This is a genomic window from Stenotrophomonas sp. Bg11-02 (assembly GCF_002836635.1).
In the GTDB taxonomy this organism is placed as follows: domain Bacteria; phylum Pseudomonadota; class Gammaproteobacteria; order Xanthomonadales; family Xanthomonadaceae; genus Stenotrophomonas; species Stenotrophomonas lacuserhaii.
In genome coordinates this window covers 12,573-38,556 of the sequence record NZ_PJAY01000067.1, presented here as the reverse complement: position 1 = coordinate 38,556, position 25,984 = coordinate 12,573, and the positions used below count along the sequence as shown (strand labels likewise).

Annotated in this window: 24 protein-coding genes; 12 read left to right on the top strand and 12 right to left on the bottom strand. The window is 66.0% G+C overall.

Going from position 1 to position 25,984, the window contains the following annotated elements; translation table 11 throughout:
- Positions 1-21: 21 nt before the first annotated feature.
- The 7 genes from argC to CXG43_RS15210 form a co-directional block, all read right to left on the bottom strand.
- Positions 22-975, bottom strand: a complete 954-nt coding sequence (argC, locus tag CXG43_RS15240) for an N-acetyl-gamma-glutamyl-phosphate reductase (RefSeq protein WP_101100697.1) — start codon at positions 973-975, stop codon at positions 22-24.
- Positions 972-1,574, bottom strand: coding sequence for a GNAT family protein (locus CXG43_RS15235; RefSeq protein ID WP_101100696.1), 603 nt, complete (start codon positions 1,572-1,574; stop codon positions 972-974). Before CXG43_RS15235 ends, argC begins: the two co-directional genes overlap by 4 nt.
- Positions 1,571-2,899, bottom strand: coding sequence for an acetylglutamate kinase (locus tag CXG43_RS15230; RefSeq protein WP_101100695.1), 1,329 nt, complete (start codon positions 2,897-2,899; stop codon positions 1,571-1,573). Before CXG43_RS15230 ends, CXG43_RS15235 begins: the two co-directional genes overlap by 4 nt.
- 72 nt (positions 2,900-2,971) lie before the next feature.
- Positions 2,972-4,060 carry an acetylornithine deacetylase gene (locus CXG43_RS15225; RefSeq protein WP_101100694.1) on the bottom strand — a complete coding sequence of 363 codons (1,089 nt, stop codon included), beginning with the start codon at positions 4,058-4,060 and terminating at the stop codon, positions 2,972-2,974.
- A gap of 249 nt (positions 4,061-4,309) precedes the next feature.
- Entirely contained in the window at positions 4,310-5,503 is a 1,194-nt protein-coding gene (locus CXG43_RS15220) for an argininosuccinate synthase (RefSeq protein WP_101100693.1), read from the bottom strand.
- A gap of 60 nt (positions 5,504-5,563) precedes the next feature.
- Positions 5,564-6,574, bottom strand: coding sequence for an N-acetylornithine carbamoyltransferase (locus CXG43_RS15215; RefSeq protein ID WP_101100692.1), 1,011 nt, complete (start codon positions 6,572-6,574; stop codon positions 5,564-5,566).
- Between the two features lie 263 nt (positions 6,575-6,837).
- Positions 6,838-7,398, bottom strand: a complete 561-nt coding sequence (locus tag CXG43_RS15210; protein WP_101100691.1) for a hypothetical protein — start codon at positions 7,396-7,398, stop codon at positions 6,838-6,840.
- A gap of 175 nt (positions 7,399-7,573) precedes the next feature.
- Between CXG43_RS15210 and cysS the strand changes: the two genes are divergently transcribed.
- Genes cysS through CXG43_RS15195 form a run of 3 tightly spaced genes read left to right on the top strand, consistent with a single transcriptional unit; the run spans position 7,574 to position 10,702 of the window.
- Positions 7,574-8,950, top strand: coding sequence for a cysteine--tRNA ligase (gene cysS / locus CXG43_RS15205; RefSeq protein ID WP_101100690.1), 1,377 nt, complete (start codon positions 7,574-7,576; stop codon positions 8,948-8,950).
- Between the two features lie 55 nt (positions 8,951-9,005).
- Complete coding sequence (locus CXG43_RS15200; protein ID WP_042614071.1) at positions 9,006-9,458, top strand: SufE family protein; 453 nt, start codon at positions 9,006-9,008, stop codon at positions 9,456-9,458.
- Positions 9,455-10,702 (top strand): MFS transporter, encoded by a 1,248-nt coding sequence (locus tag CXG43_RS15195; protein ID WP_101100689.1) that lies wholly within the window; start codon positions 9,455-9,457, stop codon positions 10,700-10,702. Before CXG43_RS15200 ends, CXG43_RS15195 begins: the two co-directional genes overlap by 4 nt.
- A gap of 129 nt (positions 10,703-10,831) precedes the next feature.
- On the opposite strand, the gene CXG43_RS15190 is transcribed toward CXG43_RS15195, so the two are convergent.
- Positions 10,832-12,436: a transglycosylase SLT domain-containing protein gene (locus CXG43_RS15190; protein WP_101100688.1), complete on the bottom strand. Its 1,605-nt coding sequence runs from the start codon at positions 12,434-12,436 to the stop codon at positions 10,832-10,834.
- Between the two features lie 123 nt (positions 12,437-12,559).
- Between CXG43_RS15190 and CXG43_RS15185 the strand changes: the two genes are divergently transcribed.
- Both CXG43_RS15185 and greB read left to right on the top strand, forming a co-directional pair.
- Positions 12,560-14,065 (top strand): helicase HerA-like domain-containing protein, encoded by a 1,506-nt coding sequence (locus CXG43_RS15185; protein ID WP_101100687.1) that lies wholly within the window; start codon positions 12,560-12,562, stop codon positions 14,063-14,065.
- 43 nt (positions 14,066-14,108) lie between these two features.
- Positions 14,109-14,627 (top strand): transcription elongation factor GreB, encoded by a 519-nt coding sequence (greB, locus tag CXG43_RS15180; RefSeq protein WP_101100686.1) that lies wholly within the window; start codon positions 14,109-14,111, stop codon positions 14,625-14,627.
- A gap of 161 nt (positions 14,628-14,788) precedes the next feature.
- Here greB and CXG43_RS15175 read toward each other — a convergent pair whose 3' ends face one another.
- Positions 14,789-15,658 carry a DUF3025 domain-containing protein gene (locus tag CXG43_RS15175; RefSeq protein ID WP_232767836.1) on the bottom strand — a complete coding sequence of 290 codons (870 nt, stop codon included), beginning with the start codon at positions 15,656-15,658 and terminating at the stop codon, positions 14,789-14,791.
- Positions 15,655-17,028 (bottom strand): 30S ribosomal protein S12 methylthiotransferase RimO, encoded by a 1,374-nt coding sequence (gene rimO, locus CXG43_RS15170; RefSeq protein WP_101100685.1) that lies wholly within the window; start codon positions 17,026-17,028, stop codon positions 15,655-15,657. Before rimO ends, CXG43_RS15175 begins: the two co-directional genes overlap by 4 nt.
- A 262-nt stretch (positions 17,029-17,290) precedes the next feature.
- Between rimO and CXG43_RS15165 the strand changes: the two genes are divergently transcribed.
- From CXG43_RS15165 to CXG43_RS19310, 4 genes are all read left to right on the top strand, one after another.
- Positions 17,291-17,530, top strand: a complete 240-nt coding sequence (locus CXG43_RS15165; protein WP_101100684.1) for a hypothetical protein — start codon at positions 17,291-17,293, stop codon at positions 17,528-17,530.
- Between the two features lie 68 nt (positions 17,531-17,598).
- Positions 17,599-18,273, top strand: a complete 675-nt coding sequence (locus CXG43_RS15160; RefSeq protein WP_101100683.1) for a dienelactone hydrolase family protein — start codon at positions 17,599-17,601, stop codon at positions 18,271-18,273.
- The gene (locus CXG43_RS15155; RefSeq protein WP_101100682.1) at positions 18,270-18,692 is read left to right on the top strand and encodes an HIT family protein; all 423 of its coding nucleotides are present in this window, start codon (positions 18,270-18,272) and stop codon (positions 18,690-18,692) included. The genes CXG43_RS15160 and CXG43_RS15155 overlap by 4 nt, the downstream gene beginning before the upstream one ends.
- A 16-nt stretch (positions 18,693-18,708) precedes the next feature.
- Positions 18,709-18,876, top strand: coding sequence for a DUF5668 domain-containing protein (locus tag CXG43_RS19310; protein WP_042614080.1), 168 nt, complete (start codon positions 18,709-18,711; stop codon positions 18,874-18,876).
- Between the two features lie 50 nt (positions 18,877-18,926).
- Here the strand turns inward: CXG43_RS19310 and dcd are convergent, their stop codons facing one another.
- Together dcd and apbC are read right to left on the bottom strand one after the other, a co-directional pair.
- Entirely contained in the window at positions 18,927-19,499 is a 573-nt protein-coding gene (gene dcd, locus CXG43_RS15150) for a dCTP deaminase (RefSeq protein WP_101100681.1), read from the bottom strand.
- Between the two features lie 63 nt (positions 19,500-19,562).
- Positions 19,563-20,417: an iron-sulfur cluster carrier protein ApbC gene (apbC, locus tag CXG43_RS15145; protein ID WP_101100680.1), complete on the bottom strand. Its 855-nt coding sequence runs from the start codon at positions 20,415-20,417 to the stop codon at positions 19,563-19,565.
- 36 nt (positions 20,418-20,453) lie between these two features.
- Here apbC and CXG43_RS19480 point away from each other — a divergent pair, with 36 nt between their 5' ends.
- The 3 genes from CXG43_RS19480 (at position 20,454) to CXG43_RS15135 (ending at position 25,871) form a co-directional block, all read left to right on the top strand.
- A complete protein-coding gene (locus tag CXG43_RS19480; protein ID WP_157825294.1) occupies positions 20,454-20,708 on the top strand; it encodes a hypothetical protein in 255 nt (84 codons plus the stop codon).
- A 63-nt stretch (positions 20,709-20,771) separates the two neighbouring features.
- Entirely contained in the window at positions 20,772-23,576 is a 2,805-nt protein-coding gene (locus CXG43_RS15140; RefSeq protein ID WP_101100679.1) for a TonB-dependent receptor, read from the top strand.
- 189 nt (positions 23,577-23,765) lie between these two features.
- Entirely contained in the window at positions 23,766-25,871 is a 2,106-nt protein-coding gene (locus CXG43_RS15135; RefSeq protein ID WP_101100678.1) for a M13-type metalloendopeptidase, read from the top strand.
- Positions 25,872-25,984 lie beyond the last annotated feature (113 nt).

Below are 25,984 nucleotides of genomic sequence, written 5' to 3'. Positions count from 1 at the left end.
GTGGGCCGCCCGTTGATTCAATCAGTGCGGGATCGAAGTAAGTTCGTCGATGCCCAGGGCGAGGTTGAGGTTCTGCATGGTCTGGGTGGCTGCGCCCTTCAACAGGTTGTCCAGCGTGGCCACCACCACCACCCGCTTGCCGCCGGGTGCCACGGTGAACCCGCCGACCTGCACGCCGTGGCGGCCGGCGATGCGGCTCACCCACGGCGCTTCGTCGACCACTTCGATAAGCGGCTCACCGGCATAGGCATCGGTGAAGCGCGCGGCGATCTGTTCGCGGGTCTGCGCCTGGTTGAGCCAGATATTGACCGTCATGGTGATACCGCGGAAGTGCGGCGCCACGTGCGGCATGAACTCCACGGGCACGCGCAGGTGCGCGGACACCTCGCGCTCGTGGACGTGGTTGGTCAATGCGTACGGCATCAGGTTGTCGGCCAGCAGTTCCGGATTGTTCTTGTCCGAAGGCGTGGTGCCGGCGCCGGAATAACCGGAAACACCGAAGCACTGCGGCGGACCGGCCAGCAGGTCCAGCAACGGGTGGATCGCCAACTGCATCGCGGTGGCATAACACCCCGGGTTGCTGATGTGCTTCTCACCGTTGTAGTTGCCGCGGGTCAGCTCGGGCAGGCCGTAGTACCAGCTTCCCTCGAAGCGGTAGTCAGCGGAAAGGTCCACGATGACCGTGTCCGGCCTGGCGGCCTGCAGCGCGGCGACGAACGGTGCGGCCAGGCCATTGGGCAGCGCCAGGATCACCGCGTCCACGCCCTTGGCGGCTACCGCGTCGGCGTCCAGGTTTTCGTACTGCAGCTCGCCGGCGATTTCCGGGTGGTGCTCGGCCAGCCGCTGCCCGGCGCGCTCGCGCGAGGACACGAAAGCCAACTGCAGGCGCGGATGCGCGGCCACCAGTTTGATCAGCTCTGCCCCGGTGTGGCCGCGGGCACCGACGATGCCCAGGGTGAAGGTTGTTTCGTTCATGCGTGGGTATCCAGGCGGAACTGCAGGTGGCGTTTCACCGCCGCCCATTCCGTATCGATGATGGAGAAAACGACGGTATCGCGCGGCGTGCCGTCGGGATGCCGGGTATGGTTGCGCAGCACGCCGTCCTGCTTGGCGCCAAGGCGCGCGATGGCCGTGCGCGAGGCATGGTTGAACCAGCTGGTTTCAAACACCACGGCCAGGCAGCCGAGCGTTTCGAAGGCATGCCGCAGCAACAGCAGCTTGGCCTCGGTATTGACCCCGCTGCGCTGCACGCGCGGTGCATGCCAGGTATAGCCGATGCTCAGCTTGGGCACGCTGGCATCCAGTCCGTAATAGCGCGTGGTACCAACGATCTCTCCGCTTGCATCACGGATCACCATCGGCAGCATCGTGCCTTCGCCCTGCGCCTGCAGCGCCGCCTCGACATAGTCAGCCACGCCCGAGGGCGACGGCACCTGGGTGAACCACAGCTGGTCCAGCCCGGTGCCTTCCACGGCGCGCTGCAGGCCCGGCACGTGTGCGGCCTGCAGCGGTTCAAGCGAAACGTGGCGGCCTGACAGGGTCGGCGCAGCGGTCCACTCGGAGGGCGTGCTCATCCGAGCAGGCTCGGCGAACGCTGCGCGCAGTGGTCGACGTAGGCCTTGATGCGGTCAAAGCCATCGGCACCGAACCAGAAGGTCTTCCACGTGCCCTGTTTGTAGCAGCCATCGGATTCGGCGTAGTAGAAGTGGTTGATCGGGTTGCCGTTGCGCGAGCGCCAGAACAGCTGCGGGGTCTCGTCCAGCATCACGTTCCACACCGCCCGGCCCAGGCCCTCGCCCTGTGCGTCGTCGAGCACTGCGAATTTATCCAGGTACACGCCTTCCGCTTCGTCGGTGAGGATCACCGCAGTGCGGTAGTTCTCGCTGACATACGCGCGCAGCAGGCGGGTCTTGTCGAAGTAATCCGGCACCAGCACGCGGCCGAAACTGGATTCGATCAGCCCGCGCAGGCGCGGCAGGTCCAGTTCGTCCCACGACGTCGCGCGCAGCACGCGTTCGCCCTTGCGCACCAGCGTACCGGAGCCTTTATGGGTGAACAGTTCCTTGGCCAGGTCGGCCGGCCGGGTGATCGACACCGACGACTCCAGCGGCAGCCGGTCCAGCAGCGACTTGATCTGCTCGATCTTCACCTTCATGCCGCCGTGGATCCACGGCTGGCTCATCAGGTGTTCGTACTCGGTGGACAGGTTGATCGAATCGATCACCCTGCCCTCCTCGTCCAGCAGCCCGCCGGTGCCGGTCAGGAAGATGATCTTGTACGGCTGCAGCTCCTGCACCAGTTCGTTGGCGGCGAAGTCGGCGTTGACGTTGAGGATCTGCCCGCTACGGGTTTCGCCCAGGCTGGTGATGACCGGGATCGAGCCGGCACGCAGGCTGGCTTCGATCGGCGCCAGGTTGACCTTCTTCACTTCGCCGACCAATCCATAGGTGGCCTGGTCCATGTACTCGGCTTCGAACACGCCACCGGTGATGGACGTGGCACGCGCACCGTTCTGCTGCAGCGCTTCCACCAGCCGCAGGTTGGACTGCTGGAAGACCTGGCGCACGATCGCCAGCGCTTCCGGCGAGGTCACGCGCAGGCCGTTGATGGTCTGCTTTTCGATGCCGGCAGCGGCCAGCTCGGTGTCCAGCTGCGGGCCGGCACCGTGCAGCACGATCGGGGTCAGCCCGACTTCCTGCAGGAACGACAGCGAGGACGTCAGCGCCTCGAGGTCATCGCGCAGCACCGCCCCGCCCACTTTCACCACCGCGAAGCGTTTGGCGTCGAGCTGCGAAAAACGCTTGAGGTACTGGCTGATTTCCTTCGCGCTGGCCATGCTGGAAAGCAGGCGCACGATGGTCTGGCGGGTCTGGCGATGAGGCTGGAAGGCTGGGGACATTTCGGTTTCATCACAGGCGGCGGGGGCCGCGTTGCAGTTCCGCCGTGCCGGGGCACGACGGCATCGGGGGGTTCACGCACCGGCGCTGATGATCCGGTGCACGGCGTCGGCATAGCGCTGCAGTTGTTCCAGCGTCACGAACTCATCGGCGGTATGGGCCTGGGCGATGTCGCCCGGGCCGAACACCAGGGTGGTGTAGCCACCGGCGGAGAACAGCGAGGCTTCGGTCCAGAAATCCACCGCGTTGCCGATCGGCAGGTCCAGCGCATCGGCCACGTCACGCGCGGCAAGGCGCCGGTTCTCGGCATCGGCGATGTCCCCGGCCGGAAGGCTGGGGCCACGGAAGGTTTCGGTGAACAGCGCCGCTTCCGGCTCGGCCAGGCCGGCGAAGGTGGCCAGCAGCGCATCGATGTCCATCGACGGCAGCGGACGGAAACCAAAGCGCAGCTCGGCCGCTGGCGCGATCATGTTGGCCTTGATCCCGCCTTCCACGCGGCCGATGTTGAAACGCAGCCCGGTCAGCCCACCGAAGCGTGCCGAGGACAACGATTCCACATGATCCAGCGCGCGGTTGCCCCAGCGCATCGCCTGGTGCAACGCGCTGGCGGCCGCATCCTGCTTGCCCGACGCGTGGCCGGCGCGACCGGCGAACTGCATCAGCACCGAGCTGATGCCACGGTGGGCCAGCACCGCCTCGCTCATGGTCGGCTCGGCCACCAGCACCGCCTCGTAGGGCAGGCCACGGGCCAGAAAGGCGGCAATGCAGCGCGGATCGTTGGCTTCTTCGTCGCTGGAAAACAGGAATGCCGCATCACCTTCGCTGGCATTGGCGGCAGCCACCAGCGCCGCGGCCGCGCCCTTGATGTCACACACGCCCAGCCCGACCACGCGGTCGTCCAGGCGACGCATCACATGCGGATCCGCGCTCCAGTGGGGCGAGTCCGGCACGGTATCCAGGTGCACGTTGAACAGATACTTCGGCGTACCACGCACCGCATGCAGGCTGACCGCCCCGTCACCATGGTCGATCACCTCTACCTGGAAGCCGGGCAGGTTGTCGCGCAGGTAATCGAAGATTCCCCCCGTGGTGATCGCACGCGGCGGATTGCGGGTATCGAAAGACACCAGGGCCTGCAGGTGATGAAGCGTCTGTTCCAGCATGTTGCGTAGATCCTTCAGGACAACGTGAATCCAGATGGAGGAAAACCCCCTTCTTGTTGAAGGGGGTGCGCCAACGGCGCGGGGGTTAAGGTGGAATGCGTGGGCAAACCGCTGGCGGTTTGTTGAAGGGGGTGCGCCAACGGCGCGGGGGTTAAGGTGGAATGCGTGGGCAAACCGCTGGCGGTTTGCTGAAGGGGGTGCGCCAACGGCGCGGGGTCAAGGTGGAATGCGTGGGCAAGTCAATCGCTTTCAGCGATTGACCTGGGCATACAACGTAGAGCTCATGCCGAACAGCTTGATGAAGCCCTCGGCTTCTTCCACGCCCCAGTCTGCCGACTGCGCATAGGTGGCGCCCTTGGTGTTGAGCAGGTGCGGCGAACGCACGGCCACTGCATCGACGCGGCCGCCACGGGTCTCCAGCACGACTTCACCGTTGACCTTGGCCTGGGAGGACTTCAGGAACGCTTCAATGTCGGTCTTCAGCGGGTCGTGGTAGAAGCCTTCGTACACCAGCTCCACCCACTTGCGCGCCACGTCCGGCTTGAAGCGGTTCTGCTGCTTGGTCAGCACCGCGTCTTCCAGTGCACGGTGAGCGGCCAGCAGCGACACCAGGCCCGGCGCTTCGAACACGATGCGGCCCTTCAGGCCGATCACGGTGTCGCCGGTGTACACGCCGCGGCCCACGCCATACGGAGCGAACAGCTTGTTGAGCGTGGCCAGGATCTTCTCGCCCGGCAGCGCCTTGCCGTCCAGCGCCACGGCAACGCCGTCGACGAACTTCAGGGTGACGGTGAGGGCCTGCTCCGGCCATTCGCTGCGCGGTGCGCACCAGCCGCGGGCGCCTTCACCCGGTGCTTCCCAACGGTCGATCTCACCGCCGGACATGGTCAGGCCCAGCAGGTTCTCGTTGATGGTGTACGCCTGCTGCTTGGCGCGCACGCCGAAGCCGCGCTCTTCCAGGTACTTCTGCTCGTAAGCGCGGGTCTGGGTGTGTTCTTTCTGGATTTCGCGGATCGGGGCGATGATCTGGTAGTCGCCCAGCGCCTTCACCGCCAGATCGAAACGCACCTGGTCGTTGCCCATGCCGGTGCAGCCATGCGCGATGATGTTGGTACCCAGTTCGGCGGCGCGCTTGAGCGCAGCATCGACGATCAGGTAACGGTCCGACACCAGCAGCGGGTACTGGCCCTGGTAGCCTTCACCGGCCCAGACGAACGGCTTGACGAAACCTTCCCAGATCGCAGGACCCCCATCGACGGTGACATGGCTGGTGACGCCCAGCTCGGCGGCGCGCTTTTCGATGAAGTCGCGCTCTTCGTCATCCACGCCGCCGGTGTCGGCGAACACGGTGTGCACGTTGTAGCCGCGCTCCTGCAGGTAGGGCACGCAGAAGCTGGTATCAAGGCCGCCGGAGAAGGCGAGGACGACGTCTTTGTTGCTCATGGGGGTAAGGTCCTGGTAGCGCCAGGTGATGCCCGGCGGAATGTTCGAATCAGAAAGAAATCAGCGGCCGGCCAGCGCGGCCATGATGGCCTTCTGCACGTGCAGCCGGTTTTCGGCCTCGTTGATGGCGATGCACTGCGGCGAATCCATCACCGCATCGGTGGCCTTGACGTTGCGACGCAGCGGCAGGCAATGGCTGAAGACCCCGTTGTTGGTCAGCGCCATCTTCTGCTCGTCCACGATGAAGTGCTTGTACTGGTCGCGGATCGGCTTTTCCGGTTCCCAGTTGCCGAAGAACGGCAGCGCGCCCCAGCTCTTGGCGTACACCACGTCGGCACCGGCGTAGGCGCTTTCGATGTCATGGCTGACCTGCAGCGAACCGCCGTTCTCGGCCACGTTCTGCTCGGCCCAGCCCATGTAGCGCTCGTCCAGGATGTAATCCGGGGTCGGGCACAGCAGGGTCACGTCCATGCCCATGCGGGTGGCGATGGTCAGCGCGGAGTTGGCCACTGCGGTGTTCAGCGGCTTGGGGTGGTAGGTCCAGGTCAGCACGTACTTCTTGCCACGCAGGTCCTGGGTGCCGAAGTGCTCCTGCAGCGCCATCGCATGGGCCAGTTCCTGGCACGGATGGGTGATGGTTTCCATGTTGATGACCGGCACCGGCGAGTACTTGGCAAAGCTCTTCAGCACGGTGTCTTCGCGGTCGACCGACCAGTCCACGAACTTCGGGAAGGCACGCACCGCGATCATGTCGCAGTAGCGGCCGAGCACCTTCGCCACTTCGGCGATGTGTTCTTCGGTATCGCCATCCATCACGGTGCCGAGGTTGAACTCGATCGGCCATGCATCCTTGCCCGGCTGCAGCACCACCGCGTGGGCACCAAGCTGGAAAGCACCCAGTTCGAAGCTGGTGCGGGTGCGCATGGACGGGTTGAAGAAGACCAGCGCGATCGATTTGCCTTTCAGCTGGTCGCCGAGCTTGTTGCGCTTGAACAGCGCGGCCTGGGTCAACAGCGCATCGAGTTCGCTGCGGCTCCAGTCCTGGGTGTTCAGGAAGTGCTTGAGGGACATCAATCGATCCTTGCGGTGTGGAATTGGGTGCAGATGCAACTTTTCAGATCCCGGAAACGAAAAAACCCAGCCGGTGGGCTGGGTTTTTTACCGAACAGACAGCACGAAGCTCCGGTCACCCAGCGGAAATGTGGGATTCCGGTCGGCGGGCACGCGAGGTCATGCTGCTGGCCTGGCGGGCGGCGCTGGAGTCGTGCTGGAAGTCGGTTGCGTTCATTTCCGCCCATGGTGGCATGGCCGATGGTGCGGTGCAAGACCCGCCATCAGGGATTTGTCGGCGAACCCTGTTCGGCACCGACCCACGGAGTGATCGAGACCCGGATCTTCAGCCGGTTGCCGGGGTCTTCGGGCAGCCGCGAGCGGTACTTGGTGCCCTTGTAGACGTAGTCCACGTCATAGGCGATGGGCCGGCGGAACTCGCGCCCGACCGGCACGATGCGGCAGTCCCGGGTCAGGATCGGCGCGTTGCTGGGCTGGGCCCCGGCGGGCACTGCCGCCACTTCGGCGCTGCCCTCTTCGCCAGGCTTGAAGATCGATCGCACCGAATCCCACAGGCGCCCGAAGCGGCCCTTCTCTTCCACCGGCTCTTCGCCGGTGACGTTCACCGGCGGCAGGTTGCGCGTGGTGACCGGCTCACAATGCTCTTCGGTGCGGGTGGCGCGCAGGGTCTGGAACACCGGCTCGACGTTGAGCACCTGGGCGTAATCCAGCTTGATGTTCTCCACGATCACCACCCGGTTGCGGGGCTCGGCCTCTTCCGATTGGGCCATGGCAGGGCCGGCCAGCAGGCAGGCAGCCAGTGCGGGAAGGAAGAGGTATCTCATCGGCAACGGGTTCGAGGGCACATTGATAGTGTAGGCAGCACGGACACCAAGGGGCTGAACATTACCCGTCCGCCGCGCAGGGGGCCAGCCCATGGCGTGCCCGGATGAGCCCGCGCGGTACCCCGGGAGCCCCTGCAGCGCTAGAATCGACGGCTTGTCCCCCAGCGCCCCCACCATGACCCTGCGCCTGCACAACAACCTGACACGCCAGCTGGAAACGTTCACTCCGCTCGATCCGGCCTGTCCGACCCTGTATGTGTGCGGCCCCACGGTCTACAACTACGTGCACATCGGCAACGCGCGCGGCCCGGTGGTGTTCGGCGTTCTGGCCGACCTGCTGCGCCGTCGCTTCGGCGCCCTGCGCTACGCCCGCAACATCACCGACGTGGACGACAAGATCAACACCGCCGCGCGCGAGCAGGGCGTTCCGATCAGCACCATCACCGACCGTTTCGCCGCGGCCTACCGCCAGGACATGGCCGCGCTGGGCGTGGTGCCGCCGGACATCGAACCGGAAGTCACCGCACACATGCCGCAGATCATCGAGATGATCGCCCGGCTGATCGACAGCGGACACGCCTACGCCGCCGAAGGCCACGTGCTGTTCGCGGTGGATACCTTCGAGGGCTACGGCAAGCTCTCCCGGCGGGATCCGGAGGAAATGCTGGCCGGTGCCCGCGTCGAAGTGGCCCCGTACAAGCGCGCAGCCGGCGATTTCGTGCTGTGGAAGCCCTCCAGCGACGATCTGCCCGGCTGGGACTCGCCGTGGGGCCGTGGCCGCCCTGGCTGGCACATCGAGTGCTCGGCCATGGCCGCCGCCCACCTGGGCCCGACCATCGACATCCATGCCGGTGGCGTGGACCTGCAGTTCCCGCACCATGAGAACGAAATCGCGCAGAGCGAGTGCGCGCACGGCGGTGAAATCTTCGCGCGGTTCTGGCTGCACAACGGCATGCTGAACTTCGGCGGCGCCAAGATGAGCAAATCGCTGGGCAACATCGAGCGCGTGCACGACCTGGTCCAGAAGCATCCGCCCGAAGCCCTCCGCCTGGCCCTGCTTTCGGCGCATTACCGCCAGCCACTGGACTGGTCCGATGCGGTGATCGAACAGGCCGGGCGCACCCTGGACCGCCTGTACGGCACCCTGCGCGACCTCGCCGACCTGCCGGCTGCTGCATGCATACCGGCCGTGGTGGAAGCCGCGCTGGACGATGACCTCAACACACCGCTGGCGCTGGCCGAGCTGGCCCGCATCGCCGGTGAAGCACGCAAGGCCACCGATCCCACCGAGCGCGCCCAGCTGAAGCAGGATCTGCTGGGCGCCGGCCTGGCGCTGGGCCTGCTGCAGCAGGATCCCGCCGCATGGTTCGGTACCGCCGGCGGCAGCAGCGACGACGATGCCCGCATCCAGGCGCTGATCGACGCGCGTGCCGCTGCCAAGCAGGCCCGTGATTTCGCCCGCTCCGACGCCATCCGCGACCAGCTGGCCGCCGAAGGCATCGTGCTGGAAGACACCGCGCAGGGCGTGCGCTGGGTGCGCAAGCGCGCCTGATCGCCCTCGTGCCGGCCCATCCCGGCCGGCCGCACCCCGCCAGATGAAGAATGAAATGACAGACTCCCCGTTCCCGCTTGAAGCTACCGCCGCCGAGGCCCAGACCACCATTGCCGAGGAGTTCTCCTTCTTCGGGGACTGGTCCGAGCGCTACCAGTACCTGATCGACCTGGGCCGCAAGCTGCCGGTCTTCCCGGAAGAATGGAAGACCGAGGAACACCGCCTGCTGGGTTGCCAGTCGATGGTCTGGATCGTGCCGGAGGGCAATGCCGATGCCCTGCACTTCCGTGCGATCAGTGACTCGGCGATCGTGTCCGGGCTGATCTTCCTGGCACTGCGCGTGTACTCCGGGCGCTCCGCACAGGAGATCATCGACACCGAACCCAGCTACATCCAGGACATCGGTCTGTCGCGGCACCTGTCGCCCACCCGCAGCAACGGCGTGGCCGCGATGTTGGCCTTCATCCGCGAAACCGCGCAGGCCCAGCTGCATTCCACGCGCCCGTGAGTCTCCCGGCCCCCACCGAAGAGACCGCGCGCACCCTGCTGGCGCGGCCGGGCTTCAGCCAGCTGCTGGCCTACCGCATCTTCGCGATGCTGTCCTACCAGGTGGTTGCGGTCACGGTGGGCTGGCACATCTATGAAGTAACCCGCAATCCCTTTTCGCTGGGCCTGGTCGGCCTGGCCGAAGTGTTGCCGTTCTTCTGCGTGGCGCCGTTTGCCGGCTACCTGGTCGACCATCTGCCACGACGCCGGCTGGGCATGGCGGCCTGCGCCGGACTGGTCGCCACCGCACTGGTGCTGTGCGCGGTGGCACTGGGCTGGCTGCCGTTCCATGGCGTGTGGCCGATCTATGCCGCCATCGCGCTGACCGGCATGGTCCGCGCCTTCCTGTCGCCGATCTACAACGCGCTGTTCGCACGGGTGCTGGAGCGCCACCAGTTCGCCCGCGGCGCAGGGCTGGGCAGCGTGTTCTTCCAGGCGGGGATGGTGGTGGGACCGGCGTTGGGCGGCGTACTGGTCGGCTGGGGCGGCAAGGGCGTGGCCTACGGCGTTGCCACCGGCTTTGCAGTGATGGCGATGGCCTGCCTGGCCTCGTTGAAGGTGAGCGAGCCGGTGCATGCCGGGCCAGCCGCGCCGATCTTCCGCAGCATCGCAGAAGGCGCGCGCTTCGTGGTCGGCAACCGGATCATAGTCGGAGCAATGGCGCTGGACATGTTCTCGGTGCTGCTGGGCGGCGTGGTGGCGATGCTGCCGGCCTTCCTGCAGGAGATCCTGCATTACGGCCCCGAAGGGCTGGGCATCCTGCGCGCGGCGCCGGCATTGGGGTCCATCGCAGTCGGCCTGTGGCTGGCCCGCCACCCGCTGCAGCAGCATGCCGGCCGCGTGCTGTTGTTCGCGGTGGCCGGCTTCGGGCTGTGCGTGATCGGCTTCGGGCTGTCGCACCACTTCTGGCTGTCGGCGCTGATCCTGCTGTTCTACGGCGCCTTCGATGGCGTGTCGGTGGTGGTGCGTTCGACCATCCTGCAGCTGGCCACGCCGGAGGAAATGCGCGGCCGGGTGTCGTCGATCAACGGCATCTTCATCAGTTCGTCCAACGAACTCGGCGCGTTCTATGCCGGCACGATGGCCAGGTGGCTGGGGCTGGTGCCGGCGGTGGTGCTGGGCGGTTTTGCGGTGCTCAGCGTGGCGGGCATCACGGCGTGGAAGAACCCCACGCTGCGCCGCCTGAACCTGCGGGACCTGCAATAGATCCAGAAGCGTGACGACCAGCGGTCGTCACCCACCACGGCATCCTGGTAGCGCCAAGCCGTGCTCGGCGGGATTCAACCGCGTGACGACCAACGATCGTCACCCACCATGCCGTCACTACCGGGTTGGTCAGTTGCCGCAGCCCTGCAGCTTCAGTGTCTGGCCCTGGCGCAGGCTGTAGGCCGGTGCCTTCAGGCCATTGGCGCGGGCCAGCGTGGGCACGTCGCAGCTGAACTTCGCGGCGATCCTGCCCAGCGTTTCGCCCCTGCCCACCTTGTGCGAACGCACTGGCTGCGCGCGCGGTGCAGCGGGACGTGGCGCCACTACCGGGGCCGTCGGGGCGGTGCCCACCACGCTGGCTTCCGCTGCGGCCACCGGCACTACCCCGCCCACCGCCACGCTGCCGGTGAAGCTGGCCGCGCTCGGGCGCACGATCGCCGCGTTCAGATCAGCGGTGATCAGGGTACGTGCCAGATCAGCACGCGGGCCGCTTACGCAGTTGCGCGTGTACAGGCCGGCGATGCGGGTGGTGGCGTTGATCAGCGTGCCGGCCGGAATCCAGCCATCCGCTTCGTAACGCGGGTTGAGGTTGCGCAGCGTGCGCATGTAGCCATCGCGCGTACCCTGGCTGCCCAGGCAGATGGTCAGCTCATAGATCGTGGTGGACTTGGCCAGGCGCACCGTCGCAGGCTGTGCGTTGACCTTCGGGAACTCCACGCCGTACTGCTGCGGGTGGAGGAAAATCCAGGCGGCGGCAATGACCATCGGCACGTAGTCCTTGGTCTCGCCGGGGAACTCGTTGTAGACGCTGTCCACCCAGAAGCTCTGTCCAGCGTTCTGCCGGAACACGCGCAGCGCGCGCCCTTCGCCGCCGTTGTAGCCGGCCAACGACAGTTCGATGTTGTTGTTGAGCTGGCGCATGCGCTCGTTGAGGTAGGTCGCGCTGGCTTCGGCTGCGCTGCGCGCATCGAAGCGGGTATCGAAGCCGGTGCCATCCGGACCCAGCCCGAAACGCCGGCCGGTGGCCGGCATGAACTGCATCAGGCCGGCGGCGCCGGCACGCGAAGAGGCATGCACGCGGCCATTGGACTCCTTGGCCATGATGCCGAACAACAGCGCTTCGGGCAGGCCGCGCTTTTCCCATTCCGGCCACATCACCGCGCGCACGTTCTGGTAGTTTTCGTAGCTGGTCAGCAGCGCCGGGCGCATGTCGGTCAGCCAGCGCCGGATACCGGCCTGGATGGCCGGGTTGTACTCGACCATGCTGTCGAAGGCATGCCGCTTGTCGTTGAGCAGCGCTGCCGCGCGGGCCGCTTCGGGCACGTCGGCTGCCAACGGCCCGATGTGGTCCGGATCGGCCTGCAGGGTGTCACCAGCTTCGTCGGCCACGCTGTCGTCGCCCTCGGCGTCGGCATCGCGCTTGAGCAGGCGCTTGTAGGTAGCCAGCAGGGTGCTCATCTGGCAGCCTTTCTGTCCCACGCACTCGCTCAGCACGTCTTCCATGTCCTCCAGCGCGGCATCCGCCTCGGCGGCGCCCTTGGGATCGGCATTGGACACGCGCAGCAGCGCGTCGGTATAGCGCTTCTCGGCCACGCCCATGCGCTGCTGCAGCGCTTCGGCCTTGGCCCGGTCACGGTTGGAAACACGTTGCGCATGGGCGTCGGGGACGGCCAGCAGCAGGCTGGCAAGGGCCAGGACGGGCAATCCACGAACAAGCAGGACAGGAACGGGCATTTTTGGCACTGTGTGCGAATCAGGCAGGCAGAGTAGCGGTGCCGCCACGATCCGGGCAACCCGGAGAGGGCCCGCACCGTGCAGCCGGTTAACATTGCGCGCATTCATCACAAGGGATGGACCATGGACCCGATTCTGCTCGGCAAAGGCATCACCGACGACGTAGCGGTCACCCTGTTGCCCAAGCTCGGCAATCGCCACGGACTGGTGGCCGGCGCCACCGGCACCGGCAAGACAGTGACCCTGATGACGCTGGCCGAAGGTTTCTCGCGGATCGGCGTGCCGGTGTTCCTGGCCGACGTGAAGGGCGATGTGTCCGGCCTGGCCGTGGCCGGCGCCGGCGGCGATGCGCTGCTGCAGCGTGCCGCGCAGATCGGAGTGGCCGACTACGCGCCGGCCGCCAGCCCAGCCATTTTCTGGGACCTCTACGGCAAGCTGGGCCATCCGGTGCGCACCACCGTCAGCGAGATGGGCCCTACCCTGCTGACCCGCATCCTCGAGCTCAGCGACACCCAGGCCGGCGTGATGGACATCGTGTTCAAACTGGCCGACGACCGTGGCCTGCTGCTGCTGGACCTGGACGACCTGCGCGCGCTGCTCGGGCTGGTGGCCGAAGAGCGCAAGGACATCTCCACCGAATACGGACTGGTCAGTGCGCAATCGGTGGCGGCGATCCAGCGTGCCCTGCTGCGGCTGTCACAGGATGGCGGCGAAGCGTTCTTCGGCGAGCCGGCGCTGGAACTGGTCGATATCATGCGGGTCAACCACGATGGCCGCGGGGTCATCGGCATCCTCGCCGCCGACCAGCTGGTACTGAAGCCGAAGCTGTATTCGACCTTCCTGCTGTGGCTGCTGTCCGAGCTGTTTGAAACCCTGCCGGAAGTGGGCGACCTGGAAAAACCCAAGCTGGTCTTCATCTTCGACGAGGCCCACCTGCTGTTCAACGATGCCCCCCCTGCCCTGGTGCAGCGCATCGAACAGGTGGTGCGGCTGATCCGTTCCAAGGGCGTGGGCGTGTACTTCTGCTCGCAGTTCCCCGACGACGTGCCGTCCAACATCCTCGGCCAGCTGGGCAACCGGGTGCAGCATGCGCTACGCGCGTTCACCCCGCGCGACCAGAAGGCGGTGAAGACCGCTGCGGAAACCTTCGTGCCCAATCCGAAGCTGGACGTGGCACGCGTGCTGTCCTCGCTGGGCACCGGTGAAGCGCTGGTATCCACCCTGCAGGACAAAGGCATCCCGATGCCGGTGCAGCAGACCCTGATCGCGCCGCCACGCTGCCGGATGGGCCCGGTCACCGACGCCGAACGTGCGCAGGTGCGCGCCGGCAGCCCGGTCGGCAGCCGCTACGACACCGCCATCAACCGTGAATCGGCGGCCGAACGGCTGGCCCAGCGCGCGCAGAAGAGCGTCGAGCAGGCCGCCACCCCCAAGGCGCGCACGCGCGAGCAGGACGACGCGCAGGACGGCGGGTTCGGCCAGACGATCAAGGATGCGATCTTCGGCACCAAACGACGCCAGGGCATGATCGAAACCATGGCCAAGCAGACCACGCGCACGGTGGGCACCAGGCTGGGCAACCAGATCGTGCGCGGGATCCTCGGTGGCATCTTCGGCGGAAAGCGCTGAAGGTCCGTAAGCTGTCGCATTGCAGTTGCGTAGAGAGCAGTAGATGTCGCGTTGGCGTCCCCCCGCAGAAAAGAGCACCGCGCTGATCACCTCCGGCGGCCATGCACGGCTGAAGGCCGAGCTGGAGGACCTGTGGCGCGTGCGCCGCCCGGAAGTGGTGAAGGCACTGGCCGCAGCCGCGGCCGAAGGTGACCGCTCGGAGAATGCCGAGTACACCTACCGCAAGAAGCAGCTGGGCGAGATCGACCGCCGCGTGCGCTACCTCAGCAAGCGGCTGGAGGCGCTGCGCGTGGTCGATGGCGAACCGAGCGACCCGCAGGCGGTGTTCTTCGGCGCGTGGGTAGAACTGGAGAATGTGGACACGGCGGAGATCAGCCGTTACCGCATCGTCGGGCCGGACGAAACCGATGCCGCCACGGGCTGGATCAGCATCGACTCACCGCTGGCGCGGGCCCTGTTGAAGAAGCGCGTGGACGATGAGTTCGAGGTCGACCTGCCCGGCGGACGCCACGGCTTTGCGATCCTCGCCGTGCAGTACGGCGCTGGAACGGAAGGCCGGTAGCGCCGGTAGCGCCGAGCCATGCTCGGCGAGCGCGCAGCGCGGCCCGTCTCAGACACCGCAATCCCCGAACCAGAAGCCGCCGAGCATGGCTCGGCGCTACCGGACCGCGCACCGCGCGGATTGCATCACGCCGCGCAGGGCGCGAACGGAGAATCACCGACCTACAGCGGCGGCGGATACCCACGCCCAGCCCGCAGCGGGCGGAAATACGCCGTCTGTTGGTACAACCCGGCGTCCTGCCGCGGGTGCCAGCCCGGGATGCCGGCCAGCGGCAACGGCCGCAGCTCCAACGGATCCTGCAGCACCGCACCCTCGTCCAGCGCACGCGCCACGGCCGCGATGCAGGCAGCGTCATCCTCGCCCTGCACCACCAGGCATTTGCCCACCAACAGTCGCGTCGGCAGCAGTGCCTGCTCCATCAGCGCATGGCCGATCACCGCTGCCACGCCGATGTCGCCGCTCGCCCATTGCCCTGCCCCCTGCACGAACAGCGCCTGCCAGTCGTGCGCATCCCACGCCGCCAGCAGGCGCGCGTCACGCACCCGCACGATCACGCCGGATTCGTCGAACTGGGTCAGTGCGGCCTGCGTGCGGTTGCGGGCGTGGGGGCCCATCTGCCGGATGTGCTGGCACTGACCGGTATTGAGCGCTCGCTTGATGCCCGGATAGCGCGCCCAGACCAGCGCGTTGAACAGGTCGTGCCAGTTGCTGGCACGGGTGGCGATGCGGCCTGTCTCGGCAATGCGCTGCTCATAGTGCCGGCCATCGGCGAGCAAGGCCGCGTCCTGCTCGACCAGCCGCTTGTCCTGCAGTGGCAGCACGCCGTTGAGCATTTCGATGGAAGGCCACTCCGCACCCGCCAGCAGCCGGGAAAACGGCGCCAGTGCGTCAAACAGCGGATGCGCGAAGCAGGCCGCATCCACCGCCGCGCGCGGTGGCGCGACGAAGCGGCGGCGGGTCGCGCTGGAAGCCGAAGCGTGACGGCCAACGGTGGCCACCCATCCGGGATCCGGCGCTTCCGGATGGGTCACAGCATTTTCAGATCGAGTGCCTTGCGCGCGGCGGGCACAGCGGTCGGCGGCAATGCATCGCCGTACAGATCGTGCTCATCGCTTTCGGTGATTTCCACGTCGACGAAATCGCCGACCCGCAGGGTCACCTCATCGGCATTCTGGATATGCACCAGCCCGTCGATCTCCGGTGCGTCGGCCTTGGAACGCGCCACCGCGATATCGCCTTCGATCGCATCGACCAGGCACTGCTGCACGGTGCCGATCTTGGCTTCAAGCCGCGAGGCGGAAATCTGCGCCTGCTTTTCCATGAAACGCGCCAGGCGTTCCTGCTTCACTTCTTCCGGCACCGGATCGGGCAGGTCGTTGGCCGTGGCGCCTTCCACCGGCGAATAGGCGAACGCACCGACACGGTCCAGCTGCGCCTCGTCCAGGAACGACAGCAGTTCCTCGAATTCGGCTTCGGTTTCGCCGGGGAAACCGACGATGAAGGTCGAACGCACGGTGATGTCCGGCGCGATGCGCCGCCAGTTCTGCACCCGCTCCAGGGTCTTTTCCACCGCGCCCGGACGCTTCATCAGCCGCAGGATGCGAGGGCTGGCGTGCTGGAAAGGAATGTCCAAATACGGCAGGATCCGGTTTTCCGCCATCAGCGGCACCATCTCGTCCACGTGCGGGTACGGGTAGACGTAGTGCATCCGCACCCAGGCATCCAGCTCGGACAGACCTTCGCACAGCGACTTCATCCGCGTCTGGTAGGCCTTGTCGCGCCACATGCGCTCGGCGTACTTCACGTCCACGCCGTAGGCGGAGGTGTCCTGGGACACCACCAGCAGTTCGCGCACCCCGCCGCGCACCAGCCGTTCGGCTTCGCGCAACACCTCATCCACCGGCCGCGAAACCAGCTTGCCGCGCATCGAAGGAATGATGCAGAAACTGCACTTGTGGTTGCAGCCCTCGGAAATCTTCAGGTACGCGTAATGGCGCGGGGTCAGCTTGACCCCGTAGTCCGGCACCAGGTCCACGAAGGGATCGTGACGCGGCGGAATCGCCGCATGCACCGCTTCCATGACGCTCTGGTAGTCCTGCGGCCCGGACACCGCCAGCACGTCCGGGTACGCCTCGCGGATCTGCTCCGGGCGCTTGCCCAGGCAGCCGGTGACGATCACCTTGCCGTTGGCGTTCATCGCCTCGCCGATCGCATCCAGCGATTCGGCCACTGCCGAATCGATGAAGCCACAGGTGTTGACCACCACCACGTCGGCGGCGTCGTAGGTCGGGACGATGTCGTATCCCTCTACCCGCAACTGGGTGAGGATGCGCTCGGAATCGACGAGGGCCTTCGGACAGCCAAGGCTGACGAAGCCGACTTTGGGGTTCAGCAGGGACATGGATCGGGACTCTGGGGGCCTGGGCCGGGCGTGGCCTGGGGGCCTGGATCGGACAAGTATACCGGGCCCGCCGGGCGCCCCTGAACCCTGCCCGGCCGGCAGCTGGCGTCGGTAAGGGCACGCTCGCCCCCTGCACAGGGATTCCGCAGCATTCTGCATAGCCAGACTGCCCGGCCCGCCACAGGATCGACGGGCGCGCGAAAGACATCGCCCGCGCCCCGGGGCCGGCACGTTGCCGGCATCCCTCCAACAGGAGTCTCCGATGAAACCCTTTGCCGCCACCTGCCTGGCCACCGTGCTTCTGGCCGCCAGCCTGCCGCCCGCCAAGGCCGCCACCAACAGCTACACCTGCTCCTACCAGCTGTACGAGAACGGCCAACCCGTGGTCCGCCGCGTGGAGTACGTCGAGCCGAACCTGCAGGCGGCGATGGCCCGGTTCGAGGCCTTTCTTGCCGATTTGAGGGCGCAGGGCAAGCAACCACAACACCTGGGATGCCGCTGAGCTGACACCGCCCTGACGTCGCCCAGGAGGATAATGCTGTCGAAATCACTCTGAAGAGGCGTCGCACCATGGGCAACTGGATCACCCTGGATACCCACCACGGCAAGGCCCGGGCCTGGGAGGCGCTGCCGGAAGGTACCCCGCGCGGCGGCCTGGTGGTCATCCAGGAAATCTTCGGGGTCAACGAGCACATGCGCTCGGTGGCCGAGCGCTTCGCCGCCCAGGGCTATGCCGTGCTGGCGCCGTCCTTCTTCGACCTGCTCGACGATGCCGACGCGGCCAAGCCGCTGGAGCTCCCCTACGACAACGACGGGGTCAAGGCCGGCCTGGATGCGGTCAACGCCATTGGCGTGGAAAAGTCGCTGGTGCTGGTGCGTGCCGCGGCTACCCGGCTGGCCAGCCATGGCAAGGTCGGCACGGTGGGCTACTGCTGGGGTGGCAGCATCGCCCTGCTCGCCGCGCTGCGGCTGGGCCTGCCCTCGGTCAGCTACTACGGGGCGCGCAACGTGCAGTTCCTCGATGAGACCCCGAAGGCGCCGGTGATGTTCCAATTCGGCGCGCTGGACAAGAGCATTCCGCCGGAGGCCATCGCGGCCCACCGCGAAAAGCTGCCGAAGATGGAAGCCTTCGTCTACCCGGCCGACCACGGCTTCAACCGCGAGGTCGGACATGCGTATGATCCAGACAGCGCCGCCCTGGCGCTGCAACGCACCCTGGACTTCTTCACGGAGCATCTTGGATGAGCGATTTTGAACTGGATACGCGCCTGGCCAACGACAGCGTGCTGGTGGCCGACGGCCCCCTGTCCCAGATCAGGCTGATGAACGACGAACGCTTTCCGTGGCTGGTGATCGTGCCGCGGTTGGCCGGCATCACCGAATGGATCGAACTGGACGGCGACCAGCAGGACAAGCTGCGCACCGAACTCAACCGCACCTCCAAGGCGCTGAAGTCCGAAGACGGCGTGGAGAAGATCAACATCGGGGCGCTGGGCAACATCGTGCGCCAGCTGCATTTCCACGTGATCGGCCGCCATGAGGGCGACCCGGCCTGGCCCGGACCGGTCTGGGGCAGTGGCCAGGCGCATCGGCATGATGCCGACGAACTGCAGCGGCGTGTCGCGCACTGGAAGGACAAGCTAGGATATCCGCCCCACCCTTGAGCGTTCGCAGACTCCGATGCGTTTCAATCTAGTCGCTGCCATCCTGCTGATCCTGGTCGGGCTGTTCATGCTCGCCACCAACCTCGGCTGGACCAACATGAACTTCACCCGCCTGCTCACCACCTGGTGGCCGGTCGGCCTGGTGGCGGTGGGCATCGGCATGCTGTTCGGCCGCGGCAAGTAAACCACGGCCCCGGCGGTGCCGGTCCTGAGGGGCCGGCACGCCACGGACGCTCAGGTGCGCGGCAGCGTGACGCCGGTCTGGCCCTGGTACTTGCCGCCACGGTCCTTGTAGGACGTCTCGCAGACGTCATCCTGGTCGGCCTGGAAGAACAGCATCTGGGCCACGCCTTCGTTGGCGTAGATGCGCGCCGGCAGCGGCGTGGTGTTGCTGAATTCCAGGGTCACGTGACCTTCCCACTCCGGCTCCAGCGGGGTCACGTTGACGATGATGCCGCAACGCGCGTAGGTGCTCTTGCCCAGGCACACCACCAACGTATCGCGCGGGATGCGGAAGAACTCCACCGTGCGCGCCAGCGCGAAGCTGTTGGGCGGGATGATGCACTCATCGCCCACCACGTCGACGAAGCTCTTCGGGTCGAAGTGCTTGGGGTCCACGATGGTGGAATTGATGTTGGTGAAGACCTTGAACTCGCGCGAGCAGCGCACGTCGTAGCCGTAACTGGACGTGCCATAGCTGACGATGCGCTCGCCGTTGGCCTGCTTCACCTGCCCGGCTTCGAACGGCTCGATCATGCCGTGCTGTTCGGACATGCGGCGGATCCAACGGTCACTCTTGATGCTCATGCTAGGTCCTGGCTGGAAGGGGCGGGTGCGCGCCCGGGAGCTGATTCTACAGGGCTGACCCGCTCAGAGCAGCGAGGACAGGATCGGGATGGACGCACGCGGGCGCCTGGCCAGTTCCTCCAGCAGCCGGCTGGCGGCCTGGCGGTAGGCCTGTGCCGCACTGGACTCGGGCTGGGCGGCGGTGATCGGGGTACCGGCGTCGCCCTGCTCGCGGATGTCGATCTGCAGCGGCAGCGATCCCAGCAGCGGCACGCCGTACTGCGCGGCCATCTTCTCCCCACCACCGTGGCCGAACAGATGCTCCACGTGGCCGCAGTTGCTGCACGTGTGCACGGCCATGTTTTCCACGATGCCCAGCACCGGCACTTCCACCTTCTCGAACATCTTCAGCGCCTTGCGCGCATCCAGGGTGGCGATGTCCTGCGGCGTGGTGACGATCACCGCGCCGGCCAGCGGAATCTTCTGGGTCAGGGTCAGCTGGATGTCGCCGGTGCCCGGTGGCAGGTCGATCAGCAGCACGTCCAGGTCGTCCCACAGGGTGTCGTTGAAGAACTGGGTCATCGCCGAAGTCGCCATCGGCCCGCGCCAGATCATCGGCGTCTCGTCCTCGATCAGGTAGCCGATCGACATGGTGTCCACGCCGAACGCGCGCGGCGGCTCGATGCTCTTGTTGTCCGGGCTTTCCGGGCGGCCGGACAGACCCATCATCGCCGGCACCGACGGGCCGTAGATGTCCGCATCCAGCAAGCCCACGCGCACGCCCAGCTGCTGCAGGGCCACCGCCAGGTTCACCGAGGTGGTGCTCTTGCCGACCCCGCCCTTGCCCGAGCCCACCGCGACGACGTTGCGGATGCGCGCATGCGGGCTCAGTCCTTTCTGGACCTGGCTGGCGTGGGGGCGGCGTTGCGGGTTGTTCACTGCGGTGCTCCGGAATCTTAAAGACGGTCGGCTGCCATGATACAAGCCGGCGCGCCCTACGCTGGAAGACCGGCGCAGGGCCGTGCGCTGATCAATGACGTGATCGCCATAACAGAAAAATTCAGCGCCGGCTCATCCAGGGCATATGAAATATTTTCAGTAAAGCCGACAGCCCTTGCAGCACAAGGTATGCGCGAGACCATCGCAGACCCTGCGCACGCACTGGCGGTGTGGGTTGCGAAAATGCTGTTAATGCCGTGTTACGTTTCGATGACATCGGTTTGGGACTGAACCGACCGTGAAGCGTCAAGGATGACAGCGCCACTCCTTCAGCCACAGCTCGGGACCCCCCACATGCCTCAGCGTCGCACGCTCCTGCCGCACCCCCTCGCATTCGCACTGTTCAGCAGCCTGGTCGCCGCCGCCACGCCCGCCATCGCCCAGGACGCCGCCACCACCAGCCTGGACCGCGTCACCGTTACCGGCTCGCTGATCCCGCAGACGGACATCGAAACCCACACGCCGGTGCTCACCGTTACCGCTGAAGACATCCAGACCCGCGGTTTCACCAGCGTGGCCGATGTCCTGCAGCAGTCCTCCCTTTCCACGGGTGGCCTGCAAGGCGGCCAGACCTCGGCCTCATTCACTCAAGGCGCCGAAGCGGCAGGCATGTTCGGCCTCAGCCCGGGCTACACCAAGTACCTGATCAACGGCCGGCCGATGCTGTCCTACCCGGCGCTGTACAACGGCAGCGACTCGTTCAACAACATCAGCGGCATCCCCATCGACATCGTCGAGCGGATCGAGATCCTGCCGGGCGGCCAGTCCTCACTGTACGGCTCGGACGCGATCGCCGGCGTGGTCAACATCATCCTGAAGGAACGCCTGGAGGGCGGCTCGCTGAGCGTGCGCGGCGGTGCCTACAGCGAAGGCGGTGGCAGCAATATCCGCTTCAGCGTCGCCCAGGGCTTCAACGCGCTGGATGACCGGCTCAACGTGCTGGTCAACGCACAGTACGAGCAGACCAACCCGATCTGGGGCTACCAGCGTGACCTGACCAAGGTCAACAACCCGGACGGCTACAGCCCGCAGTACGTGTCCAATGATTTCCTGGTGCTGCAGCCGGCCAACAGCAACCGCTACGCGATGATGGATCCGAACCTGTGCGCCAACGTCGCCGGGCAGTTCGGCGGCACCACCGTGCTCGGCACGCGCCCGACCGGCCAGGCCTGTGGTTCGGTGTACGGCACCGGTTTCAAGACGATCAAGAACGGCAAGGAAAGCAGCCAGGTCTACAGTTCATTCACCTTCGATGTGAACGACAACTTCCAGCTGTTCGGTGATGCGCTGGTCAATCTGGAAGAAGTGCAGTACGCCACCGGCTCGAACTTCACCTGGTGGGGCACCTCCTCCGGCTGGGGCCGCTTCTATGACCAGGACAGCGGCCAGTACCTCAACCTGCAGCGCGTGTTCGCACCGGAAGACATCGGCCCGAACGGCTACAAGGACATCCTCAACACTGATCGCAACAAGGCCTACCAGGTCACCCTCGGTGGACGCGGCAGTGCGGGCGACTGGGACTACAGCGCCAGCTTCAGCCGCGGCGAGTACAAGCTCACCGAACGCAGCTTCGTGCGCTGGGCCGACCCGATCGACAGCTACTTCGAAGACCGCGTGCTTGGCCCGGAGCTGGGCACCACGTCCGCCGGTTACAGCATCTACAGCCCCAACTGGGAAGCGTTCTACGCGCCGCTGCCGGCGGGCGATTTCCAGAGCTTCACCGGCTACGCCTACAGTGAAAGCCGGACCTGGCAGAACCTCGGCCGGGTACAGCTGACCAACGCCTCGCTGTTCTCGCTGCCGGGTGGCGATGCCGGCTTCGCCGTGGTGGCCGAGGCCGGCAGCGAGGGCTGGGATTACACCCCCGACCCGGGCCTGATGGATGGCAGCGTATGGGGCACCACGGCGGTTTCCGGCGCCGGCCATCGCAGCAACTATGCGCTCACCAGTGAACTGCGCCTGCCCCTGCTGGATTCGCTGACCGTCACCGGATCGGGCCGCTATGACGCGTTCAAGATCCAGGACAGCACCGTCGACAAGGCTACTTACAGCATCGGCGTGGAGTTCCGTCCGATCGACAGCCTGCTGTTCCGCGGCAAGTACGGCACGGCCTTCCGCGCGCCCACCCTGGCCGATGCCTTCCAGGGCCGCAGCGGCTACTACGCCAACGGCTCCACCGATTACTACCGTTGCGGCCAACTGGGATACGACCCGTCCGAAACCACCGGCTGCCCCTACGACAGCGTGTCGGTGTTCGGCGTGCAGTCCGGCAACCCGGACCTGGAACCGATCACTGCCGATGTGTGGAATGCCGGCGTGGTCTGGGCCCCGCTTAACAACCTGTCCTTCTCGGTGGATTACTACAACTGGAAGATCGAGAACGAGGTCAACACGCTCAGTTCGGACCAGCTGCTGCTCGCCGAGTACTACTGCCGCGGCGGCCAGGCCAACAACACGTCGGCCAGCTGCCAGAACGTGGCCGACTGGATCACCCGCGATGCATCAGGCGTGCTGGATGAGATCTACACGCCAAAGTTGAACGTGGCCAGGCAGAACCTTCAGGCACTGACGGCCAGCTTCAAGTACGTCCAGGACCTGGGACGCTTCGGCTCGCTGCAGTTCGCCGGCAACTACACCAACATGCTGGAACGCGAACTGCAGCCCCAGCCGGGAGATGAGTACCTGGACCTGCTGCGTGACCCGTACGCCATGTGGGTCTACGACTCCTATGCCAAGGTCCGCGCCGATGGCTCGATAGGCTGGGCCAAGGGCAACTGGACCACGACGCTGTATGCCAACTACATCGGCAGGACGCCGAACTACATGGCGTACCTGGGCAACGGGTACGACTACGTGCACTCCTCCGGTTACAAGGCCGGCAAGTGGGGTTCGTACACCACCTACAACCTGAGCGTGAACTATCGCGCGCTGGAAAACCTGACGCTGTCGCTGATGGTCAACAACGTGTTCAACAAGATGCCCGACAACCAGCGGTACAGTTTCGCCGGCACCAGCGGCCAGCCGTACAACAACTATCTCTACAATGCCTACGGCCGTGCGATCTACATGCAGGCCAAGTACGAGTTCGGCGCTCCGTAAGGCGCGGTGCTGAAATGGGCCCGGCTGACGCCGGGCCCGTTTTCCATTGTGCCGAGCCTGTCCGGCGAAGCCTCTTGCGCGCCGACATGACCTTCGACACCCTTGCAGGCTTGGCCGGAGGCGTATCGTCCGGCCTACAGCCCTCTGGGAACCTTCCCAGACATCACGCGGCCTGGAGGCCATACAAAAGTGACCCGTACTCCCAAGATCGTCCTGCTGACCCTGGCCGTTTCGGCCGCGCTGGTCGGCTGCGGCAAGAGCGAAACCCCGGCCAAGGAAGGCGCCGCCTCCACCCCGGCCGCCGCCACCGAAGCCCACACCTACACCCTGGACCAGGCCAAGCTGCCGGCGTACAACGCTTTCCAGCCCAGCGACCTGGACACCACGCTGGACGCGTGCACCGCCTTCGGCGACTACGTCAACAGCAAGTGGCTGGCCGCCAATGAAATCCCGGCCGACCGCACCAGCTGGGGCGCGTTCACCATCCTCGACGAGCGTTCGGTCGCCGCCCAGCACCAGCTGGCCGAGCAGGTCGCGCAGGTAAAGAACCCGAACCACATCGAAAAGGTGGTCGGTGACCTGTGGGCCACCGGCATGGACGAAGCCAAGATCAACGCGCAGGGCATCGAGCCGTTGAAGGCCGACCTGGCCGCCATCGACGCGTTGTCCGACAAGGCCGCCATCGCCGCCTACCTGCGTGACACCGCCGCCAAGGGTGAGAACGTGCTGTTCGGCTTCGGCGCCGAAGCGGACTTCAAGAACTCCGCGGTGAACATGGCCTACGCCAGCCAGGGCGGCCTGGGCCTGCCGGACAAGACCTTCTATACCGACGCGGCCAAGGCCGACAAGCTGCAGGCCTACCAGGCCCACGTGGCCAAGGTGCTGGAGCTGGCCGGCGTGCCGGCCGCCGACGCCGCCACCCAGGCAGCCGAGGTCATCAAGTTCGAAACCCGCCTGGCCAAGGCCTCCAAGTCCAGCGTCGAACTGTCGCGCGACGTCTCGCTGTACTACCACCCGGTCACCCTGGCCGAAGCCGATACCCTGACCCCGAACTTCAGCTGGACCGAGTTCTTCAAGAGCCAGGGCGTGGCCGCGCCGGAGAAGTTCTCGCTGGCCATCCCGGCCTTCCATGAGGAAGTCAGCAAGGCGCTGGGTGATACCGATCCGGCCGTGTGGCGCGCCTACCTGCGCTTCCACACCGTGGACAGCGCATCGCCGTACCTGAGCGATGCCTTCGCCAATGAGAACTATGCCTTCTACGGCAAGACCCTCAACGGCCAGAAGGAACAGAAGCCGCGTTGGAAGCGCGTGCTGGGCACCATCGAAAATGGTGCCGGCGAAGCGTTCGGCCAGCTGTACGTCAAGGTCGCCTTCTCGCCGGAAGCCAAGGCGAAGATGGAAACGCTGGTGAAGAACCTGGCCGATTCGCTCAAGGAGCGCATCCAGGGCCTGACCTGGATGAGCGATGAGACCAAGGCCAAGGCGATCGCCAAGTGGGAAACCTTCACCCCGAAGATCGGTTACCCGGACAAGTGGCGTGACTGGTCCGGCCTGGAAACCGGCCGTGACAGCTTCCTCGGCAACGTCCGCGCCGCCAACGCCTTCAACTACAAGTTCAACCTGGCCAAGGTCGGCCAGCCGGTGGACAAGACCGAGTGGGGCATGACCCCGCAGACCGTCAACGCCTACTACAACCCGCTGCAGAACGAGATCGTGTTCCCGGCCGCCATCCTGCAGCCGCCGTTCTTCGATCCCAACGCCGACGACGCGCTGAACTACGGCGGCATCGGTGCGGTGATCGGCCACGAGATGACCCATGGTTACGACGACCAGGGCAGCCGTTTCGGACCGACCGGCAACTTCGAGAACTGGTGGACCGAAGCGGACAGCAAGAACTTCTCCGGCCTGACCGGCAAGCTGGTCAAGCAGTTCAACGAGTACAAGGTGGATGGCCAGGCCGTCGATGGCAGCCTGACCCTGGGCGAGAACATCGCCGACCTGGGCGGCCTCGCAACCGCCTACGATGCGCTGCAGAAGGCATCGGCCGGCAAGGAAGATCCGAAGGTCGATGGCTTCACCCGCGACCAGCGCTTCTTCTTCAACTGGGCCACCGTGTGGCGCACCAAGTACACCCCGGAGAACGCCAAGGTCCGCCTGGCCACCGATCCGCACGCACCGGCGCAGTTCCGCGCGATGGGCGCGCCGTCGAACCTGCCGACCTTCGCCGCCGCGTTCCAGTGCAAGGCCGGCTCGCCGATGTCGCGCGCTGGCGATGCCAAGGTCGTGATCTGGTAAGCCACGGCTGAAGCCGCGTTGAAAGCGAGGCCCGGGGAAACCCGGGCCTCTTCGTTGGTGATGCCAGCCGCGGGGTGACCGGCGCTGGCGTGCATGCCGTGCACATGCCCGGC

Coding starts and splice junctions, on each gene's coding strand:
- CXG43_RS15185 (WP_101100687.1), top strand. CDS start 12,560: ATGGACCCGATTCTGCTCGGCAAAGGCATCACCGACGACGTAGCGGTC.
- CXG43_RS15210 (WP_101100691.1), bottom strand. CDS start 7,398: ATGAGATACCTCTTCCTTCCCGCACTGGCTGCCTGCCTGCTGGCCGGC.
- cysS (WP_101100690.1), top strand. CDS start 7,574: ATGACCCTGCGCCTGCACAACAACCTGACACGCCAGCTGGAAACGTTC.
- CXG43_RS15190 (WP_101100688.1), bottom strand. CDS start 12,436: ATGCCCGTTCCTGTCCTGCTTGTTCGTGGATTGCCCGTCCTGGCCCTT.
- CXG43_RS15225 (WP_101100694.1), bottom strand. CDS start 4,060: ATGCTGGAACAGACGCTTCATCACCTGCAGGCCCTGGTGTCTTTCGAT.
- CXG43_RS15140 (WP_101100679.1), top strand. CDS start 20,772: ATGCCTCAGCGTCGCACGCTCCTGCCGCACCCCCTCGCATTCGCACTG.
- rimO (WP_101100685.1), bottom strand. CDS start 17,028: ATGTCCCTGCTGAACCCCAAAGTCGGCTTCGTCAGCCTTGGCTGTCCG.
- CXG43_RS15200 (WP_042614071.1), top strand. CDS start 9,006: ATGACAGACTCCCCGTTCCCGCTTGAAGCTACCGCCGCCGAGGCCCAG.
- CXG43_RS15165 (WP_101100684.1), top strand. CDS start 17,291: ATGAAACCCTTTGCCGCCACCTGCCTGGCCACCGTGCTTCTGGCCGCC.
- argC (WP_101100697.1), bottom strand. CDS start 975: ATGAACGAAACAACCTTCACCCTGGGCATCGTCGGTGCCCGCGGCCAC.
- CXG43_RS15155 (WP_101100682.1), top strand. CDS start 18,270: ATGAGCGATTTTGAACTGGATACGCGCCTGGCCAACGACAGCGTGCTG.
- CXG43_RS19310 (WP_042614080.1), top strand. CDS start 18,709: ATGCGTTTCAATCTAGTCGCTGCCATCCTGCTGATCCTGGTCGGGCTG.
- CXG43_RS15160 (WP_101100683.1), top strand. CDS start 17,599: ATGGGCAACTGGATCACCCTGGATACCCACCACGGCAAGGCCCGGGCC.
- CXG43_RS15215 (WP_101100692.1), bottom strand. CDS start 6,574: ATGTCCCTCAAGCACTTCCTGAACACCCAGGACTGGAGCCGCAGCGAA.
- dcd (WP_101100681.1), bottom strand. CDS start 19,499: ATGAGCATCAAGAGTGACCGTTGGATCCGCCGCATGTCCGAACAGCAC.
- CXG43_RS15220 (WP_101100693.1), bottom strand. CDS start 5,503: ATGAGCAACAAAGACGTCGTCCTCGCCTTCTCCGGCGGCCTTGATACC.
- CXG43_RS19480 (WP_157825294.1), top strand. CDS start 20,454: ATGATACAAGCCGGCGCGCCCTACGCTGGAAGACCGGCGCAGGGCCGT.
- CXG43_RS15235 (WP_101100696.1), bottom strand. CDS start 1,574: ATGAGCACGCCCTCCGAGTGGACCGCTGCGCCGACCCTGTCAGGCCGC.
- greB (WP_101100686.1), top strand. CDS start 14,109: ATGTCGCGTTGGCGTCCCCCCGCAGAAAAGAGCACCGCGCTGATCACC.
- CXG43_RS15230 (WP_101100695.1), bottom strand. CDS start 2,899: ATGTCCCCAGCCTTCCAGCCTCATCGCCAGACCCGCCAGACCATCGTG.